Consider the following 15,618-nt stretch of genomic DNA (forward strand, 5'->3'; position numbering starts at 1 on the left):
GTTCCCTTCTACGGCGGTTTTATTGTTCCACCCCTAAAATTTTTTGTTTTGTTCAGATTCGGCTTGGCCCCATTAACCCCCCTCTGCCCGGCAGGGCAGAGGGGGGTAAAGCGGCACACGCCGAAGCCCCAAAAAATCCCCATTCCCGCCCCCCCAAAAAATAATTCCACCCCCACTCATCCCCACCCCACGCCGCCACCCCACAATGCCCCGCAAGGAAACACAACCGCGCGGAAGGCACATCATGACGGAACAGACGGCAAGACTTCAGCTTCCCTATATCCTCCCCTCGCAGGCACAGAAACACGTCACCCATAACGAAGCCCTGCAGAGGCTCGACGCAATCGTGCAGCTCGTCATCAGGTCCACCGTCACCACTCCACCCGATAACGCAGCGGAAGGCGACTGCTTCCTCCTCTCCGCCGATGCCGCGGGCGACTGGACCGGCAAGGGGGGCAGGCTTGCCTTCCGGCAGGATGGCGCGTGGCTTTCGATCACGCCGCAGCCCGGCTGGGCGGCCTGGTTTGCGGCCGAGAACAGATATCGCATCCTGCGCGACGGCAACTGGCGCGACATGCCGCTGCCGGCCACCGGCCGGCTGGAAAGGCTGGGCATCGGCACGGAGGCCGACGCCACCAACCGGCTGGCGCTCGCCTCCCCCGCCAGCCTCTTCACCCATGCCGCAGAAGATGGCAGCCACCGCATGACGGTCAACAAGGCGGGCAGAACCGATACCGCCTCGCTGCTGTTCCAGTCCGGCTGGAGCGGCCGGGCGGAAATGGGCCTTGCCGGCAATGACGGCTTTTCAATCAAGACCAGCAAGGATGGCGCCTCATGGCACACCGCGCTTCTATGCAGCGGCGATGGCCGGGTCTCGATGCCGAACCGCCCGCTTGCCGTTGCCGGCCTGCCGGCGGGCACGACGAAACCCGCCAATGGCGCGGCGGCAGGTTTTTCCGTGCTCTCCACCGCCGAGGGCGGCTTTGCGCTCGGTGATGCGGTGAGCGGCGGCGGGCGTGAACTCGTCGTTCCGGCAAAGGGCCTTTATCTGGCGGCCTTGATGCTCGCCGTGGTTTCCTCGTCCGGCCACCGGGTGACGCTTTTCATCAACGGCATGGCGGCCAGCTTCGGCATCGCCGGCAATGCATCGACGTCAGGCACATCGCAGTCGGCAACCTCCATCCTTTCCCTCGATGGCGGCGACCGCCTGCGGCTGCAGCATGAGGGAACGGCGGAATTTACCCAGGGCAACGGGAAAACGGGCCTTTCGCTTGCAGCACTCTAACGGAAACAACCGATGAGAGAGAAAAATTGCGATTTTTGGAAAAATTTTTTCCCGGCAAAATAAGGCGACTCGAACAAATCAGGCGAAACCGTTCAAATTCTTAATAAATTGTCACGAGCTGCTTAGGCAATTTTTAAAGGTACGGGGATAGAGTTCCCGTCATATGGTCTTGAGTTTGTATAGAGTGTCCAATGACCGAAATGATACGCCCACGAGTTAAATATGTCATCGGCCCCGATGGCAGCCCTCTGACGATTGCGGATCTTCCGCCTGCCAATACCCGTCGCTGGGTCATTCGCAGAAAGGCGGAGGTGGTTGCAGCGGTACGCGGTGGACTGTTGAGCCTCGAGGAAGCCTGCGAGCGTTATACGCTCACCGTTGAAGAATTTCTGTCCTGGCAGTCCTCGATTGCCGATCATGGCCTTGCCGGCCTGCGCACCACGCGCATTCAGCAATATCGCCACTAAAACAGTGCGCCGGCGCGAAAACGCGCCCAGACCGAATGTCCAGAACGCCCCGCCGGATCATCGACGGGGCTTTCGGTTTGATTTTGGATTTCCCCCGAAAACTGCCTGACAGAGCCGGCGATTGTCGCCGGTTTGTGTCCGCTGCGTTCGCTATCGTGCTGTTTCAATTCAGGCTGAAGCCGTTACAGTGGCGGCAACGAACAGCAATGTGGAAGGCGCTCATTATGGACATCAAGACAACCGAAACCGGATCGCACGGCGAATATTCGGCAACCATCGACGGCCACAAGGCGGAGATGACCTATTCGCGCACCTCCCCTTCCCTCATCATCATCGACCATACCGGCGTGCCCGATGCGCTGCGCGGCAAAGGTGTGGGTCAGGCGCTCGCCGCCCATGCGATCGATGAAGCCCGCAGGGGTGGCTGGAAAATCATTCCGCTCTGCCCCTTCTTCAAGGCCCAGACGCTGCGCCATGCCGACTGGGCGGATGTGATCCAGGGGTAAGGGCGCTTCATCGTCTGTCTGAGGGCAGAATAATCGCAAGCGTCGCCGCTTGTTTCTTCTCCCCGCCGGGGAGAAGGTGGCCCGAAGGGTCGGATGAGGGGCTAGCCCTCGGTTTATCTTGACCCTTGCCCCCTCATCCCGCTGCCGCGACCTTCTCCCCGGCGGGGAGAAGAAACAAGCGGCTTACACCCGGTCCCTCGCTACGGTTCCAAGTACTGCGTCATTCTTGACCTACCCCGTCACGCCACCTTCAGCGGCGGCGTCCCGGCATGCATGCTCCTGCGGACTTCTTCACGGAATTCCAGCGTATCCTTCGCGCCATGCACCGCCACGGCGTGCTGCACGGCCGCTTCCATAAGCTCCTCCGGAGAATCGGCGGAGATGGCGACGGTGCATCTGCTGTCGCTGGGGAATTCGCGGCAATCTATATATTGTCGGGCCATTTTTCCCTCCCTGAAATAGCCGCCCGCGCCCGCTTGAGGCGCGCGCGCAAAACTCCGGCTCATGGTCGGAACCCGCATAAAATACGCCTTTACCCACCCCCGGACAATCGAAATCGGGGTTGGTCGTCCGGCGCGAAACACCGGCGACACAGCAAAACAAAAGGCCGCTCCCCAAGGAGCGGCCTTTTTAAAAAAATGCATGGCGTCCCGTCATTGAAAGCCGCCTCCTGATCCACCGGCAGCCGTCAATGAGGACGATCTTCGTAAACTCCTGCGCCAATCGTCAGACGCGGGCGTCAGGCGCGGGCGCGGATGGCTCCGTCGCGGTTTTCGAGGGCCGCGGCCTTTTCATATTCGGCCTGCACCTCTTCCAGCGAAGCTTCCGCAGCTTCCTGCTGGGCCTTCAGTTCCCGAATGGAGACCTGAAGATTATCCGCCCGCTGGCGTGCGGCCTTGGCGAAGGTCGGATAGGCGAAATGCGTCGGATCAGTGATACCCGACTTGCTCTCTTCCAGAGATATCTGATGCACCAGTTCCTTTGCCATCCGTTCGAATTCGGACATCATCTGCTGCAGCTGGTTAAGCTGCCGGCGTTTTTCATTGACCTGAAATTCCTTCAGGCGAACCAGGCTGTCACGCGACTTCATACGCAATACTCCATGGATAGCGAGACCCGGATCAAAAAGGCACTATGCCCCCCTGCTCGGCCCGTTTAACCCGCCCGTTTTTCCTTAAGGGTTGCCCCTGTCCCGGAATGATTCCCAAAAGTTACCCGACGTTAATAAAAAACCGCCGTCGTTAACCTTTCGTTTACGGGCATCGTTAATGATAACGACGATCATTTAAGGGTCGGTAAATGCCAGGTCCAAAAAAATGGGCCAGACGATGTAAGAGTCGATTGAATCACTTAGCGGGAAATCCTCACGTTAAGCTTCAATTTTGGCGATGGTGGATTCACGTGCAAAAACAGCGAAATGCCTAGTTTGCTTAATAAATTCGATACACCTTGCCAAAGGCAATTAGAATTTGTTAACCATTTGGTGGCAGCCTGCAAATCAGGCAACGTCTGGATCCGCATCGCGCGAGGCAATGATTTACCGGTTCGCGGGCGGCAAAGGGGATAATTATGCGGGTTCTACTGATTGAAGACGACAGCGCAACAGCGCAGAGCATTGAACTGATGCTCAAGTCGGAAAGCTTTAACGTCTACACGACCGACCTCGGCGAGGAAGGCGTGGACCTTGGCAAGCTCTACGACTACGACATTATTCTTCTCGACCTCAACCTGCCCGACATGTCGGGTTACGAGGTACTGAGAACGCTTCGCCTCTCCAAGGTCAAGACGCCGATCCTCATCCTCTCCGGCATGGCCGGCATCGAGGACAAGGTGCGCGGCCTCGGCTTCGGTGCCGACGATTACATGACGAAGCCGTTCCACAAGGACGAGCTTGTTGCCCGCATTCACGCCATCGTCCGCCGTTCCAAGGGCCATGCGCAATCGGTCATCGCCACCGGCGAGCTGATCGTCAATCTCGATGCCAAGACGGTTGAAGTGGGCGGCCAGCGCGTTCACCTGACCGGCAAGGAATATCAGATGCTCGAGCTGCTTTCGCTGCGCAAGGGCACGACGCTGACCAAGGAAATGTTCCTGAACCACCTCTATGGCGGCATGGACGAGCCGGAACTGAAGATCATCGACGTCTTCATCTGCAAGCTGCGCAAGAAGCTCGCAAACGCCGCCGGCGGCGCAAACTACATCGAAACCGTCTGGGGCCGCGGCTATGTTCTGCGCGAGCCTGACGGCGCCACGGAATTCCTCGAAACCGCCTGATCCGTTTAAGGACAGGGCAGTTGTTAAAAACCCGCCGGGAACGGCGGGTTTTTGTTTGGCCCCTGCGGCAGATATCATCTGGTGACGAAGCGCAACAGCCATTCCACCGGCCCCTGACGAAACGCCCGAAGCCACAGGGTACTGACCGCAAGCTGCGCAAAAAATATCGCCCACGCGATACAAACGACCGGCAGCATATCCAGCCTGTCGATGAGGCCGAGGCCGAAACCATAAAAAATCGCCCCGCATAGGACCGATTGCAGCAGGTAGTTGGATAGAGCCGTCCGACCGGCATTCACCAGCCAATCATAGAGCTTCCCGCCGCGAATTCTCTGAAAAGCACCAAGAATGAGAGCGATATAAGCGGCGGCAAGCAAGGGCGCGGTGAGGATCGAAACGGCAAGACCGGCAGTTTCCCACGGCGTTCCGGCCGCAAGCTGCGTGGCCACAGCATATAAAAACGCACCCGGCATGCCCAGGGCAATGCCATAACCGAGAACAGGCCGCAGATAATGGCGGAAACTCTCCGGCCTTGCGAGCAATTGCCTGCGGCCCGCGACATTGCCGAAGAGGAACATCGCGAAAGCGCATGGCGCCTGAACCAGGACCAGAAGCGGCACCGTTGCCGCCCAGTCCCGAATGTGCTGGCCGACGATGCCGGTAAAGTCACCTCGATAGGCCGAAAGCGCCGCGATGCCCTCCGCCGGGGAAAATGTCGCAGACTGAGTGCCCATACTCTCCCATTGCAGCATCGCGAGAAGCGCCCAAAGCGCGGAACAGGTAAAAATGAGACCCGCCGCGATCTGAACCTGCCTACGGTCGGAAAGACCCCTCGCCCACAGGAGACCGAGGCCAAGCACGGCGTAAGTCACCAGAATATCGCCATGAAACAGCAAGGCGGCATGCGCCAGACCGATAACAAGAAGCCCCGCCTGGCGCCGCAGAAAACGCGTGGGAAAGGATGCTCCGGCCTTCTCGGCGGATCGCACCTGAAGCGTGAAGCTGTAGCCGAAGAGGAAGGAGAAGATGAGATAGAACTTCAGTTCGAAAATAATCGAAATAAAAAGCTTCACGAGCAGGGTCGAGGCGGAGGACGCCACGGGCGATGGTAAGCCCGTACCATAATAGACCGATGAAAAGGCCAGAATATTGACCTGCAGGATGCCCAGCAGGGCAATTCCGCGAAGGGCGTCCACATCGCCGATACGGGCAACCTTATTGTGCATCGGCAACCCCGAGCGCTGCCGTGAGGATATTGCGAATTGAAGGAGCGGCCTGCGCCGCAGAATAATCGGGATCCGTGCTCGAGCGACTGAAAATACCGTCTATGACAACGAGCATGAAATCCGCAAACTGCGAAGGTGAAACGACGGGTGCGAATGCGCCAGTCTCAACGCCCTGCCGGACAATCGCTTCCAGCCCATGTCGCAGGGCCTCGTCGCCGGTCTTGCTCAAGGTTGCGACATCCACGTCTCTGGCTGATTCGGCCGCGATTTCCAGGACAAGATTGCGTTCGGTGCCGTCGTCCACCGCCTTCACGATACCATCGAGAAAATGCTCCACGGCGCCGACCGGATCGTCCAGCCTGGACAACGCCTCCATGGCCGCCGCGATGTCGCGGCCTTCCTGCTCGACCAGCGCGAGAATGAGGGCTTTTTTGGTCGGGAAATAGTGGAAAAGACTGCCCGAACTGATGCCCGCCGCCTTGCAGATCATATCGGTGCTGGTTCGGTGAAATCCATGCCGGGCAAAAATGACCCGTGCGGAAGACAGAATCTCCCGTCGTTTTGCAAGGTGCTGATCGGGATCGACAATTCTCACGGCAAACCTCATTAATAAAGTGACTGCTCGGTTTATTAATCCTTCCCTGGATTCATTTCCAGCTTTTTCTCGCTTGCATCGATCCTTTCCGCCGATGATAGGAAAGGGGCACAGTCAGACCCGCCGCCGCCGAGGAAGAAAAAGACATGCAACACGCCATCCCCACACTTGGAACCGACCGTCTTTTATTGCGTCCGCAGGTCATGGTGGATTTCCCCGCCTATCTCGACTTCATGGCCTCGCCCCGCTCCGCCGGCGTCGGCGGCCCCTATGACCTCTGGAAGACATGGGGTGTTTTCTGTCACGATCTCGCCAATTGGCATTTCTTCGGCCATGGCGCGCTGATGATGGAGCTTCGCGAAACGGGGGAGTGCATCGGCCAGGTGGGCATCAATCATGGCCCCCTGTTTCCGGAGAAAGAGCTCGGCTGGCTGCTTTACGACGGCCATGAGGGACACGGATATGCAGCGGAAGCCGCAATTGCGCTGCGTGACTGGGCTTTCAAGACCCTGAACCTGCCGACACTGGTCAGCTACGTCTCGCCACAGAACCGCAAATCAGCGGCCGTCGCCGAACGAATCGGCGGCACTCTCGATCCCTCGGCGCCACGCTCCGACCCCGAGGACCTCGTTTATCGTTATCACCAACTCAAGACGGCCTGAAAATCGCAAAGCTTCGGGGCCGCCACAGCCCCCGAAGCGCTTCAAAAGTCCTACCGCATGTCCACTTTCAGGAAGTCGAGGATTGCCTCGGAAATCTGTGCATGCAGGGCCGCGCGGTCCCTGCCGCCGCCATCGCGGCAGACGAACCCCTCGCCCGGCGAAAGCTCCTCGACGATTTTTTCGCCGTTCGGCTTGCAGATTTGCATGAAGCTGAAATGGCTGGCATCCGGTATTTCACGGTAGACGGTCGTGGCGCCGGGCAGATGCCGGGCAATATAGTCCGAATCGGCCTTGATGGCGGCAATCTCGGGCGTCTCCACACCGGCGGCCAGAACCAGAACCGGCACCTCCACCTGTTGCAGCGTCTCCGGCAGAAAACCGGCGGCCGGCCCGAGATCGAGCGCCACGACGGCGCGGATGCGGGCATCTCGCCAGTCCATCGCAAGACGCGGATCGGCCTTGCCGTCACCGACGATGCCAACCTTGCCCAGCAGCCGCGGCGCCTTGCATTGCGGCGGGAGCTTTGCCCTGTTGCAATCCTTCAGGGCAAGATCGGCGCTGTAACGGGCACCTGCCAGTTCCATCGCGGTCCAGCCGCCGAGAGAATGGCCGATCACGGCTATGCGCCCGCGGTCGATCCCGCCGGCAAGATCGTCATGATCGAGCAGCGCCGTCAGCGTTCGGCTGATATCGCGCGGCCGTTCCCACAGGGGAACGATCTCGGTCGCATCGGCCTCGGTAAATGATTCACCCTTGTGGTCAGGCGCGGCCACCACAAAACCCTGCCGCACAAGCGCGCCGGCAATCCAGTTGAGATTGCGCCAGCTTCCGCCAAAACCGTGCGACATCAGGACAAGAGGGCGAGACCCCGTGAGGAAGGGCGCATCTGGCTGCACCTCAAGGCCATAAAAGGCGGCGTTTTCTCCGACGGTCTCGGTTTTGCCTAAGGGCGCGGCCGGATACCAAAGGGATATGGTGAGCGCATGCCCGCCGGCATCAGCAGGCAATTCCGTCTGCTTGAAACCGATGGCGCTGTCAGCCATCGCGACGCGAAGGGTGGAAAGGACGGCGATTGCCGCCAGGAGGAAAAGACGCATGGGAGGCTCCGGAGTTGATATGGCCAACCCTTGCCTCAAACCGCCATCTGCCGAGACCTCAATCAGGTTCAAGCACGTTCTGAAACCTGTTCGAGGTCTCCGCCCCGCCACGTCGCCCGCCGCAATGCAGGCGCTATTTCCCGCCTACCCGCTCGAAAAGCCGGACAGGGTTGTTGCGGAACATCGTCTCGCGAAACGGATGAAAGCCGAATCGGGCGGCAATCGCCAGCGACGGCGTGTTGAGCGCATCGATCATGCAGACGGTCCGTCGCGAAATTCCGCTCTCGTCGAACCAGCGCGTCGCGGCCTCAACCGCTTCGGTTGCAACGCCTTTGCCCGCCAGTTGCCCGTCGATTTTCCACATCGCCTCGGGCACCCCATCGAAATCGGCGCCGTTGCCGCGGCGCATATGGGCAAAGCCCACCTCGCCGACGATGCGCCCTGTGGCAAGCTCTTCCACCACGAAGGGGCCGAAACCGAAAACGGACCAATGGCCGATGAAACGCAACAGGCGCGCGAAGGCGAGTTCCGGGTCCAGCGGGGCAATCGACGTAACCCCCGCGATCGGCCGAACGGCCGCCCCCCAGAAGGCGCAATAAAGCGCCTCATCCGAAATGGCATGCGGCCGCAGGACAAGGCGGGCGGTTGCCAGACGTGTCATGAACATGCTCCCCAAAATAAAAAGGCCGGCGCGTTGGTTGACGCGATCCGGCCTCTCACAAATTCATATCGGTAATTGCACCGTCACTCGGCAACCGTCTTGGCGGTAAAGACGATGCGGTCTTCATGCACCTTGTATTCCACCGCCATATTGGCCTCTTCGGCCAGAAGCAGCGTGTAATAGGGCTGCACGGAATGGGCATCGACCGCCTCTTCCAGCCGGCCTTCGTAGATTTCCACGAACTTGGCCGGAACGCGCATCATCCGGCCCTTGACGGTGATTTCGAATCTGGCGTCACCATCAGGATTTTCCAGGAGCACATCCACATTGCCGCCGCGCGGTATGGCGCCATAAGCGACGAGGAAGAGGTTGAGCAGAAGTTTGACACGATTCTTCGCAACGATGGCGCGCGGGCCGTTCCAGCTCACTTCCGCTTTCTTTTCGGCGGCGGCGAAATCCTGGGCGGCCTTTTCGGCCTCGCCGGTGTCGATCGAAGCACCGGCCGAGCCGGAAGCGCCGAAGGCAAGGCGGGCGAACTTAAGCCGCACGGATGCGTTAAGCGCTGACGTGCGGATGAGATCGAGCGCATCGTCATCCGTGCCGCCCTCGTCCAGCAGTTCGAGGCCGTTATTGATGGCGCCGACAGGAGAAATAACGTCATGGCACACACGGCTGCACAGAAGAGCCGCCAGATCGGGACCGGACAGCGTGATATTGAGTTTGCTCGTCATAAAATTCTCTCCTGCGCAAGGGAGGCGCGGACGGTGTGGAAATTGTTAAGCCATAATGACACCATATTTGGTAAACCGATTGTTAATAGGATGGTTTCAAAATGCCAAATGCCTTAACAGGCCACACTGGAGCCCCGTGTATCCGCAAGGATGCACGAAACATGCTGTAGAACTTTGACTCTGCGCGGCGGCCCCTGCGAAAACCGATTCGGGTTTGCGGGATTGTTGCGCTAACGAACAGACGGACGGACATGACGATGCGCCTTACGAAAACCCGCACCATTGCACGCCTCGGACTGGGAAAGATTGTCGCGCTCCTTGCGAGCCTCCTGATGTGGGTCGCACCGGCCGCGGCCCAGAACAGCGATCAATATTCTTTCCAGGAAGTCGTGGATGCAGGCCACGGATTCTTCGGTGAAACCACCGGCGGCCTTGCCAAGGTGGTGGAGCGCGCCTTCCAGCAATACGGTCTTCCGAACGGTTACATTCTCGGCCAGGAAGGCTCCGGCGCTTTCGTTGCCGGCCTCACCTATGGCGAAGGCACGCTTTATACCAAGAATGCCGGCCAGCACCCGGTCTTCTGGCAGGGCCCCTCGCTTGGCCTCGATTATGGCGGCCAGGGCACCCGCGCCATGATGCTGGTCTACAACCTGCCCTCGGTCGACGCGCTTTACCGCCGCTATGGCGGCGTCAGCGGCTCCGCCTTCATCGTCGCCGGCGTCGGCATGACCTATCTGAAAAGCAGCGATGTGACGCTCGCCCCCATCCGCACCGGCATCGGCGCGCGCCTCGGCATCAATGTCGGTTACCTGAAGCTCACCCAGCAGCCGACCTGGAACCCCTTCTGATTCGCTGACGGCGAAGTGCAGCGGAGCCAACGGTGGCATACAGGATGAGAGATTGCGGCAGGCTTCTTCTCCCCGTCGGGGAGAAGGTGGCCCGAAGGGTCGAATGAGGGGGCTCGCTCTCCGTACATCTCCACCCTTGCCCCCTCATCCCGCTGCCGCGGACTTCTCCCCCTCGGGGAGAAGAAACAAGGGGCACCGACACCGCCTCTGTAATTGCCGGGAGACACCCCTCCCCATGGTTGCAATAATAGCGTAACGTGCCTTCGCGCCCCTCTTTCCGAATGCGCGCGTATCTGAGTTTCGGAGACTGTCCCGCGTGATCGAATATGCCATTCTCTTCGGATTGGGTTTTCTCACCGCAACCCTGCTGGCCCTGTTGATCGCACCCGCGATCCACCGCCGCATCGTCGCCTATACGGAAAACCGCCTGCGGGCGACCATGCCCATCAGCCCGCAGGAAGTGCGCGCCCAGAAGGACATGGCGCGCGCGCTTTACGCCGCCGAAAACGCCAAGGTCCGCCAGGAGCTGGATACCGAACGGGAAAAAAACACCTCGCTGCGCCTCGCCAACGAGGCCGCCTCCAGCGATGCCTATCGCCTCGGCGAACAGAACCGCGGCTTCTCCCTGAAAATCGAGGAGCTGACGCTGGAGATCGGCGAATTGCGCGCCGCCCTCGATGCCAGCGAAGAACGCGCCGGCACGATTGCGGCCAATCTCCTGCAGCAGGAACAGGCCGCCAACGAGCGCGCCAGCCAGATGTCGGATCTCACCGCCCGCCTCACCAATCTGACGCGTGAGCTGGATGATTCGAAAATCACCGCCGCCACCCGCGATCTGGAGGCCGAGCAGGCCAAGCAGAGTGCCACGCGTTTCCGCAAGGAAGGCGAGACCGCGACCCGCGAATTGCAGGATGTCGCCGCCCGCAACAAGGAAGCGATGACGGCGGTTGCCCGCGAAAGCCGCAAGGTCACCCGGCTGGAGGAACAGCTCGCCACGCTGATGGCGAAAAATGCCGATCTCGACACGATGCTGACCCTGCGCAATCAGGACGTCGCCCGGCTGAAGGAGCAGCTTGCCGCAACCGGCGGCCGCGCCAACGACATGATCATCCGCCTGTCGAACCCCGCCGTGCCGGTGGAGAAAGCGGTGAACCCGCCGCAACCGGCAACAGCCCCAGCGCCCATCGCCGCACTGGAAACCGCGCCTGTGGTCGCGGCAGAATCCGCGGCACAGGCAGTGGCCGCAGAGGAGACCGCAGTCTCCCCGGTGGTTGAGCCAGCGGCACCAGCACCGGAAGGTCTGGAACAGGAAATCGAGGATATCCGCAATCAGGGCACGGCGCTTACCGAACGCCTGCTGAATGTGCGCGGCACCGGCAATGACGAACCGATCCGCCGCGAAATCGCGAGGATCGCCGCCGAGATGATCGCACTCACGGCTGCGCAGGAGGGTGAGACATCGCCCATTCCGGGGTTGCTGGCCAAGGCGTCGGGTTCGTCAGCGCGGGAGAGCCTTGCCAAGCGGGCGACGGTGGTGATGGAGAAGCGGAAACGCTAAAGCTGGTGGGTGGGGGATAGTCCGCCTCAGTGGGTGCGGCTTACCCCCCCTCTGCCCTGCCGGGCATCTCCCCCTCAAGGGGGGAGATCGGCAAGAGGCGCGATCAGCGCTTCATTCGCGAAGGTTGAGATGGTCGAGAGCTAACCACGAGTCGATCTCCCCCCTTGAGGGGGAGATGTCCGGCAGGACAGAGGGGGGTGAAGCGGCATACACCGACGCTTGCTGTAAACCCCATGCCCTGAAGCCGCACGATCACACCCGCCCCATCGCCCCCGCCATCTGATAAAGCGCCAGCCCCGAAGCCGTCCCCGCATTCAAACTATCCAGCTGCGGCGACTGCGCAATCCGCGCCGTATGAAACCGCGACAGCACCGATTGCGGCAGCCCCTCACCTTCTGTGCCAATCACCAGCGCCATGCGTTCGGATCGGGGAATATCGCGAATCTCGGTCTCACCATTTGGCGAAAGGCTCCAGATCGCAAAACCGGCCTCGGAAAGCCGCTCCAGCATCTCCACCGCCCCGCCACCGCGATGATAGGGCACCGACAGCACAGACCCGACGGAAACCCGCAGCGCCTTGCGATAGAGCGGATCGCAGCACGTCTCGTCCAAAAACACCGCATCGGCATAAAAGGCCGCCGCATTGCGGAACATCGCGCCCAGATTATCGTGGTTGGAAATGCCGCAGCCCACAAGCACCAGAGAAGACGCGGGAAGCGCCGCCGTCATCTGCTCCAGCCCATCATCGCGCACCCGGCGGCCGAGTGCGAGAATTCCGCGATGCAGGTGAAAACCGACGATACCGTCCAGCACCGGCGCTTCAGCCACATAAACGGGAACGTCATCAGGAAAATCGGCGAGAATATCCGCCACGCCGGAAAGCCGGTTGCGCAGGATCAGGATGCTTTCCGCCGCAAAGGCCCCGCCCGCTTTGTGGGCGGCGGCCAGCATGCGCAGCACCACCGTGCCTTCGGCAATGAAGCGACCCTGCCGGCCAGTCAGATCGCGCTCGCGGATGTCGCGAAAGGCGGCGATGCGCGGATCGGCGGGATCCTCGACCGGGATCAGCGCCCGCCCCTCCAGCCGGTCATTGCCCTCACTGGCCATCGACCGTCACATCGGCCAGGAATCGGCCGGCCGCGACGTTGAAGACCAGCGCCTTGCGTGTGCCGTTGGCGAGCCGGCCGTAAAACAGCATGTCGCCGCCGGAATAGCTGACATTGTCGATCACAAAGCCCTGCGGCAGGCTGGCGGTGACGGCGACCGGTCCGTTGCCGGTGGGAACGGCGAGGTTCGGCGCTTCGCTTTGCGTCTGAACCGTTTTCGACGGCCCCATCGCCTTGTAGACAACCGCACCGAAGACGGCCATAAGGCTGATAAACATCACGGAGCCCGACACGATCTGCAAACGGATCATCTTGCGGCGAACTTTTTCCATGGCCGGATCAAGCGGCTTGTCTTCCTGTTCGTCTTGCTCGATCTGCGTCATCGGGTTCCCTGAAATGCTGATGGATCGGAAAAATAAGAATGAACGACCCCTTTAAACAAGGCGGAGACGCAAGGAAAGTCCTGATTGCCGGGGAAGACGCCGAAGGCCGCATCGATGTGTGGCTGGTGGGCGAAGTCGGCAGCGATCTGTCGCGCAGCCGCCTGAAGGCGCTGATCGAGCAGGGCGCGGTTCTCCTCAACGGCCAACCCGTGACCGAACCGAAAAAGAAAGTGCATCCGGGCGATCGCATCGAGATCGTCATGCCCGAGCCGGAAGACCCCGTGCCACAGGGCGAGGACATTCCGCTCGACGTTGAATATGAGGACGAAGACCTGATCGTACTCGTCAAGCCCGCCGGTCTCGTCGTGCATCCGGGCGCCGGCAACTGGACCGGCACGCTGGTCAACGCCCTCATCCACCATTGCGGCGACAGCCTTTCCGGCATTGGCGGCGTCAAGCGGCCGGGCATCGTGCACCGGCTGGACAAGGAAACGTCAGGCGTCATGGTGGTGGCGAAGAACGACAATGCCCACCGCCATCTCGCCGCGCAATTTGCCGACCATGGCCGCACCGGCCCGTTGGAACGCGCCTACAAGGCCGTCGTCTGGGGCCGCCCGCGCACCCTGCGCGGCACCATCGACGCAGCGCTCGGCCGCAGCGCCGACCGCACCAAACGCGCCGTCAAGCATGAGGATTCAGACGACGCCCGCGAGGCCATCACCCATTACGAGGTGATGGAGCGTTACCATGAACGGCCCGATGCCACCTGCCTCGCCTCGATGGTGGAATGCCGGCTGGAAACCGGCCGCACCCACCAGATCCGCGTGCACATGGCCCATATCGGCCATCCGCTGATCGGCGATCCCGAATATGGCGCAGCCTTCCGCACCAAGGCGAACCTTCTCGAAGAGCCGGCAAGGAGCACCGTCCGCGGCTTTCCGCGGCAGGCCCTGCATGCCTATCTGCTGGCTTTCGAACATCCGCGCACGGGCGAGGTGATGGAGTTCGAAACCGACATGCCCAAAGACATGGAAGAGTTGCTGACTGCCCTGCGCAGCTGAAAACCTTGCATGGCGCGGTCAAAAAACTGCGCCATACATTTCGCCGGAAGCCCCGGATAATAAAAAAAGATTAGCGGATAGCGATATTCCGCAGTCGGTCCTTTTTATAGACCGCCCCAATTTCGCTTCAATCGTCGCACCTCCTCGGCCCCGCGCAAAGCTTGAAAGCGCCGCTGTGAAAACCGTGGCCGCACAACAGCTTGGCCGGGAAAGACGCCGCAGGAAACGCCATTCGTTCAAGTCGCATAGCCCGAACGGAACCGGCATGATGACGGGATTTATCGCCTATGAATATCGAAGACCGCCGGTTTATATTCCAGGATCTGCGCAGCGTCGAAGGTTATATCGACCCGCCCGATGCGCTTGTCTTCAAGGCTTTGCTTCAGGCGCAGACCAAAAGCGGCCTTGAAGGCGGGATGGCGGAAATCGGCGTTTATTATGGCCGCTCCTATTTCCTGCTGCGCAAATTCGCGCAGACGCAGGAAAAGGTGCTGGGCGTCGATCTTTTCGATCTCGATCCGCCCGAAGATGGCAGCCTCGATCAATATGAGCGCCTGATGGAAAACGGCCGCCGGCTGGGATTTCCAATGGATGAGGACCTCATCATCAAAGGCGACAGCACACGGCTGGCGCCTGCCGAGATCACCGCGCGCATTGGCCCGGCGCGTTTCTTCAGCATCGATGGCGGCCACCATCTGCACCATGTGCTGGCCGATGCGAAACTGGCGATGGAGGTGATCGCACCGCATGGCATCATCGTCTTCGATGACACCTTCAACCCCGCCTGGCCGGAGGTGACGGTGGGCGTCGCGGATTTCCTGCGCACCCACGGCCACAGCCTGGTCTGCTTCGGCATGACGAAATACAAGACCTATGTCTGCCGCCGGGAATTTCACGCGACCTATGCGGACGCGATTGCCGCCGATCCCGATCTGCAGGCGCTTTCCCATGTCGAGACGCAGTTCCTCGGCTCGAAGGTGGTGCGCCTGCACAATCCCATGCGCCGACGGGTCATGTATGAACTGATGGTGCGCTCCGGCCTTGGCGGTTTCTCGGAACGAATCTACCGTTCGAAAGTTAAACAGGTGAGAGAAGGTGTCACCGGAACATAACGCATGTGTGAACGCAGCGTTCGCTTGAAACGCAGCGGACGCGTAC

The 15,618-nt window shown here is 60.6% G+C and carries 18 protein-coding genes; 9 read left to right on the plus strand and 9 right to left on the minus strand.

Features of this window, described 5'->3' with window-relative positions:
- The first annotated feature begins 244 nt into the window (after positions 1-244).
- The 3 genes from ACIQUH_RS23485 to ACIQUH_RS23495 all read left to right on the plus strand — a co-directional run bounded on the left by ACIQUH_RS23485 (position 245) and on the right by ACIQUH_RS23495 (position 2,258).
- Positions 245-1,285 (plus strand): DUF2793 domain-containing protein, encoded by a 1,041-nt coding sequence (locus ACIQUH_RS23485; protein WP_400819592.1) that lies wholly within the window; start codon positions 245-247, stop codon positions 1,283-1,285.
- Positions 1,286-1,476: 191 nt separating this feature from the next.
- Positions 1,477-1,752: a DUF1153 domain-containing protein gene (locus tag ACIQUH_RS23490; RefSeq protein WP_003491799.1), complete on the plus strand. Its 276-nt coding sequence runs from the start codon at positions 1,477-1,479 to the stop codon at positions 1,750-1,752.
- 224 nt (positions 1,753-1,976) lie between these two features.
- The gene (locus ACIQUH_RS23495) at positions 1,977-2,258 is read left to right on the plus strand and encodes a GNAT family N-acetyltransferase (protein ID WP_400819595.1); all 282 of its coding nucleotides are present in this window, start codon (positions 1,977-1,979) and stop codon (positions 2,256-2,258) included.
- Between the two features lie 239 nt (positions 2,259-2,497).
- On the opposite strand, the gene ACIQUH_RS23500 is transcribed toward ACIQUH_RS23495, so the two are convergent.
- Together ACIQUH_RS23500 and ACIQUH_RS23505 are read right to left on the minus strand one after the other, a co-directional pair.
- Positions 2,498-2,701 carry a DUF1059 domain-containing protein gene (locus ACIQUH_RS23500; RefSeq protein WP_003522925.1) on the minus strand — a complete coding sequence of 68 codons (204 nt, stop codon included), beginning with the start codon at positions 2,699-2,701 and terminating at the stop codon, positions 2,498-2,500.
- Positions 2,702-2,997: 296 nt separating this feature from the next.
- Positions 2,998-3,348 (minus strand): flagellar export protein FliJ, encoded by a 351-nt coding sequence (locus ACIQUH_RS23505; RefSeq protein ID WP_003491821.1) that lies wholly within the window; start codon positions 3,346-3,348, stop codon positions 2,998-3,000.
- 479 nt (positions 3,349-3,827) lie between these two features.
- Between ACIQUH_RS23505 and ctrA the strand changes: the two genes are divergently transcribed.
- Positions 3,828-4,532, plus strand: a complete 705-nt coding sequence (ctrA, locus tag ACIQUH_RS23510; protein ID WP_003522926.1) for a response regulator transcription factor CtrA — start codon at positions 3,828-3,830, stop codon at positions 4,530-4,532.
- Positions 4,533-4,606: 74 nt separating this feature from the next.
- Here ctrA and ACIQUH_RS23515 read toward each other — a convergent pair whose 3' ends face one another.
- Positions 4,607-5,758, minus strand: coding sequence for a DUF418 domain-containing protein (locus ACIQUH_RS23515; protein WP_400819600.1), 1,152 nt, complete (start codon positions 5,756-5,758; stop codon positions 4,607-4,609).
- Positions 5,748-6,353, minus strand: coding sequence for a TetR/AcrR family transcriptional regulator (locus ACIQUH_RS23520; protein WP_400819602.1), 606 nt, complete (start codon positions 6,351-6,353; stop codon positions 5,748-5,750). Before ACIQUH_RS23520 ends, ACIQUH_RS23515 begins: the two co-directional genes overlap by 11 nt.
- Before the next feature lie 146 nt (positions 6,354-6,499).
- Between ACIQUH_RS23520 and ACIQUH_RS23525 the strand changes: the two genes are divergently transcribed.
- Positions 6,500-7,015, plus strand: a complete 516-nt coding sequence (locus ACIQUH_RS23525) for a GNAT family N-acetyltransferase (RefSeq protein WP_400819604.1) — start codon at positions 6,500-6,502, stop codon at positions 7,013-7,015.
- A gap of 50 nt (positions 7,016-7,065) precedes the next feature.
- Here the strand turns inward: ACIQUH_RS23525 and ACIQUH_RS23530 are convergent, their stop codons facing one another.
- The 3 genes from ACIQUH_RS23530 to chpT form a co-directional block, all read right to left on the minus strand.
- A complete protein-coding gene (locus tag ACIQUH_RS23530) occupies positions 7,066-8,112 on the minus strand; it encodes an alpha/beta hydrolase family protein (protein WP_400819607.1) in 1,047 nt (348 codons plus the stop codon).
- Positions 8,113-8,245: 133 nt separating this feature from the next.
- Positions 8,246-8,773 (minus strand): GNAT family N-acetyltransferase, encoded by a 528-nt coding sequence (locus tag ACIQUH_RS23535; RefSeq protein WP_400819610.1) that lies wholly within the window; start codon positions 8,771-8,773, stop codon positions 8,246-8,248.
- An 83-nt stretch (positions 8,774-8,856) separates the two neighbouring features.
- The gene (chpT, locus tag ACIQUH_RS23540; RefSeq protein WP_269340271.1) at positions 8,857-9,504 is read right to left on the minus strand and encodes a histidine phosphotransferase ChpT; all 648 of its coding nucleotides are present in this window, start codon (positions 9,502-9,504) and stop codon (positions 8,857-8,859) included.
- A 251-nt stretch (positions 9,505-9,755) separates the two neighbouring features.
- On the opposite strand from chpT, the gene ACIQUH_RS23545 reads away from it, so the two are divergent.
- The gene (locus ACIQUH_RS23545; RefSeq protein WP_400819613.1) at positions 9,756-10,352 is read left to right on the plus strand and encodes a DUF1134 domain-containing protein; all 597 of its coding nucleotides are present in this window, start codon (positions 9,756-9,758) and stop codon (positions 10,350-10,352) included.
- A gap of 316 nt (positions 10,353-10,668) precedes the next feature.
- On the plus strand, positions 10,669-11,910 hold the full coding sequence (locus tag ACIQUH_RS23550) for a hypothetical protein (protein WP_400819616.1): 1,242 nt from the start codon (positions 10,669-10,671) through the stop codon (positions 11,908-11,910).
- Between the two features lie 252 nt (positions 11,911-12,162).
- On the opposite strand, the gene ACIQUH_RS23555 is transcribed toward ACIQUH_RS23550, so the two are convergent.
- Positions 12,163-13,017: a TrmH family RNA methyltransferase gene (locus tag ACIQUH_RS23555; protein ID WP_400819618.1), complete on the minus strand. Its 855-nt coding sequence runs from the start codon at positions 13,015-13,017 to the stop codon at positions 12,163-12,165.
- Positions 13,007-13,399, minus strand: coding sequence for a hypothetical protein (locus ACIQUH_RS23560; RefSeq protein ID WP_400819620.1), 393 nt, complete (start codon positions 13,397-13,399; stop codon positions 13,007-13,009). The genes ACIQUH_RS23555 and ACIQUH_RS23560 overlap by 11 nt, the downstream gene beginning before the upstream one ends.
- Before the next feature lie 38 nt (positions 13,400-13,437).
- Here ACIQUH_RS23560 and ACIQUH_RS23565 point away from each other — a divergent pair, with 38 nt between their 5' ends.
- Both ACIQUH_RS23565 and ACIQUH_RS23570 read left to right on the plus strand, forming a co-directional pair.
- Positions 13,438-14,460 (plus strand): RluA family pseudouridine synthase, encoded by a 1,023-nt coding sequence (locus ACIQUH_RS23565; RefSeq protein WP_400819622.1) that lies wholly within the window; start codon positions 13,438-13,440, stop codon positions 14,458-14,460.
- Between the two features lie 287 nt (positions 14,461-14,747).
- Positions 14,748-15,572: a class I SAM-dependent methyltransferase gene (locus tag ACIQUH_RS23570; RefSeq protein ID WP_400819625.1), complete on the plus strand. Its 825-nt coding sequence runs from the start codon at positions 14,748-14,750 to the stop codon at positions 15,570-15,572.
- Positions 15,573-15,618 lie beyond the last annotated feature (46 nt).

The sequence above is a fragment of the Agrobacterium sp. NPDC090283 genome, assembly GCF_044769685.1.
Lineage (GTDB): Bacteria > Pseudomonadota > Alphaproteobacteria > Rhizobiales > Rhizobiaceae > Agrobacterium.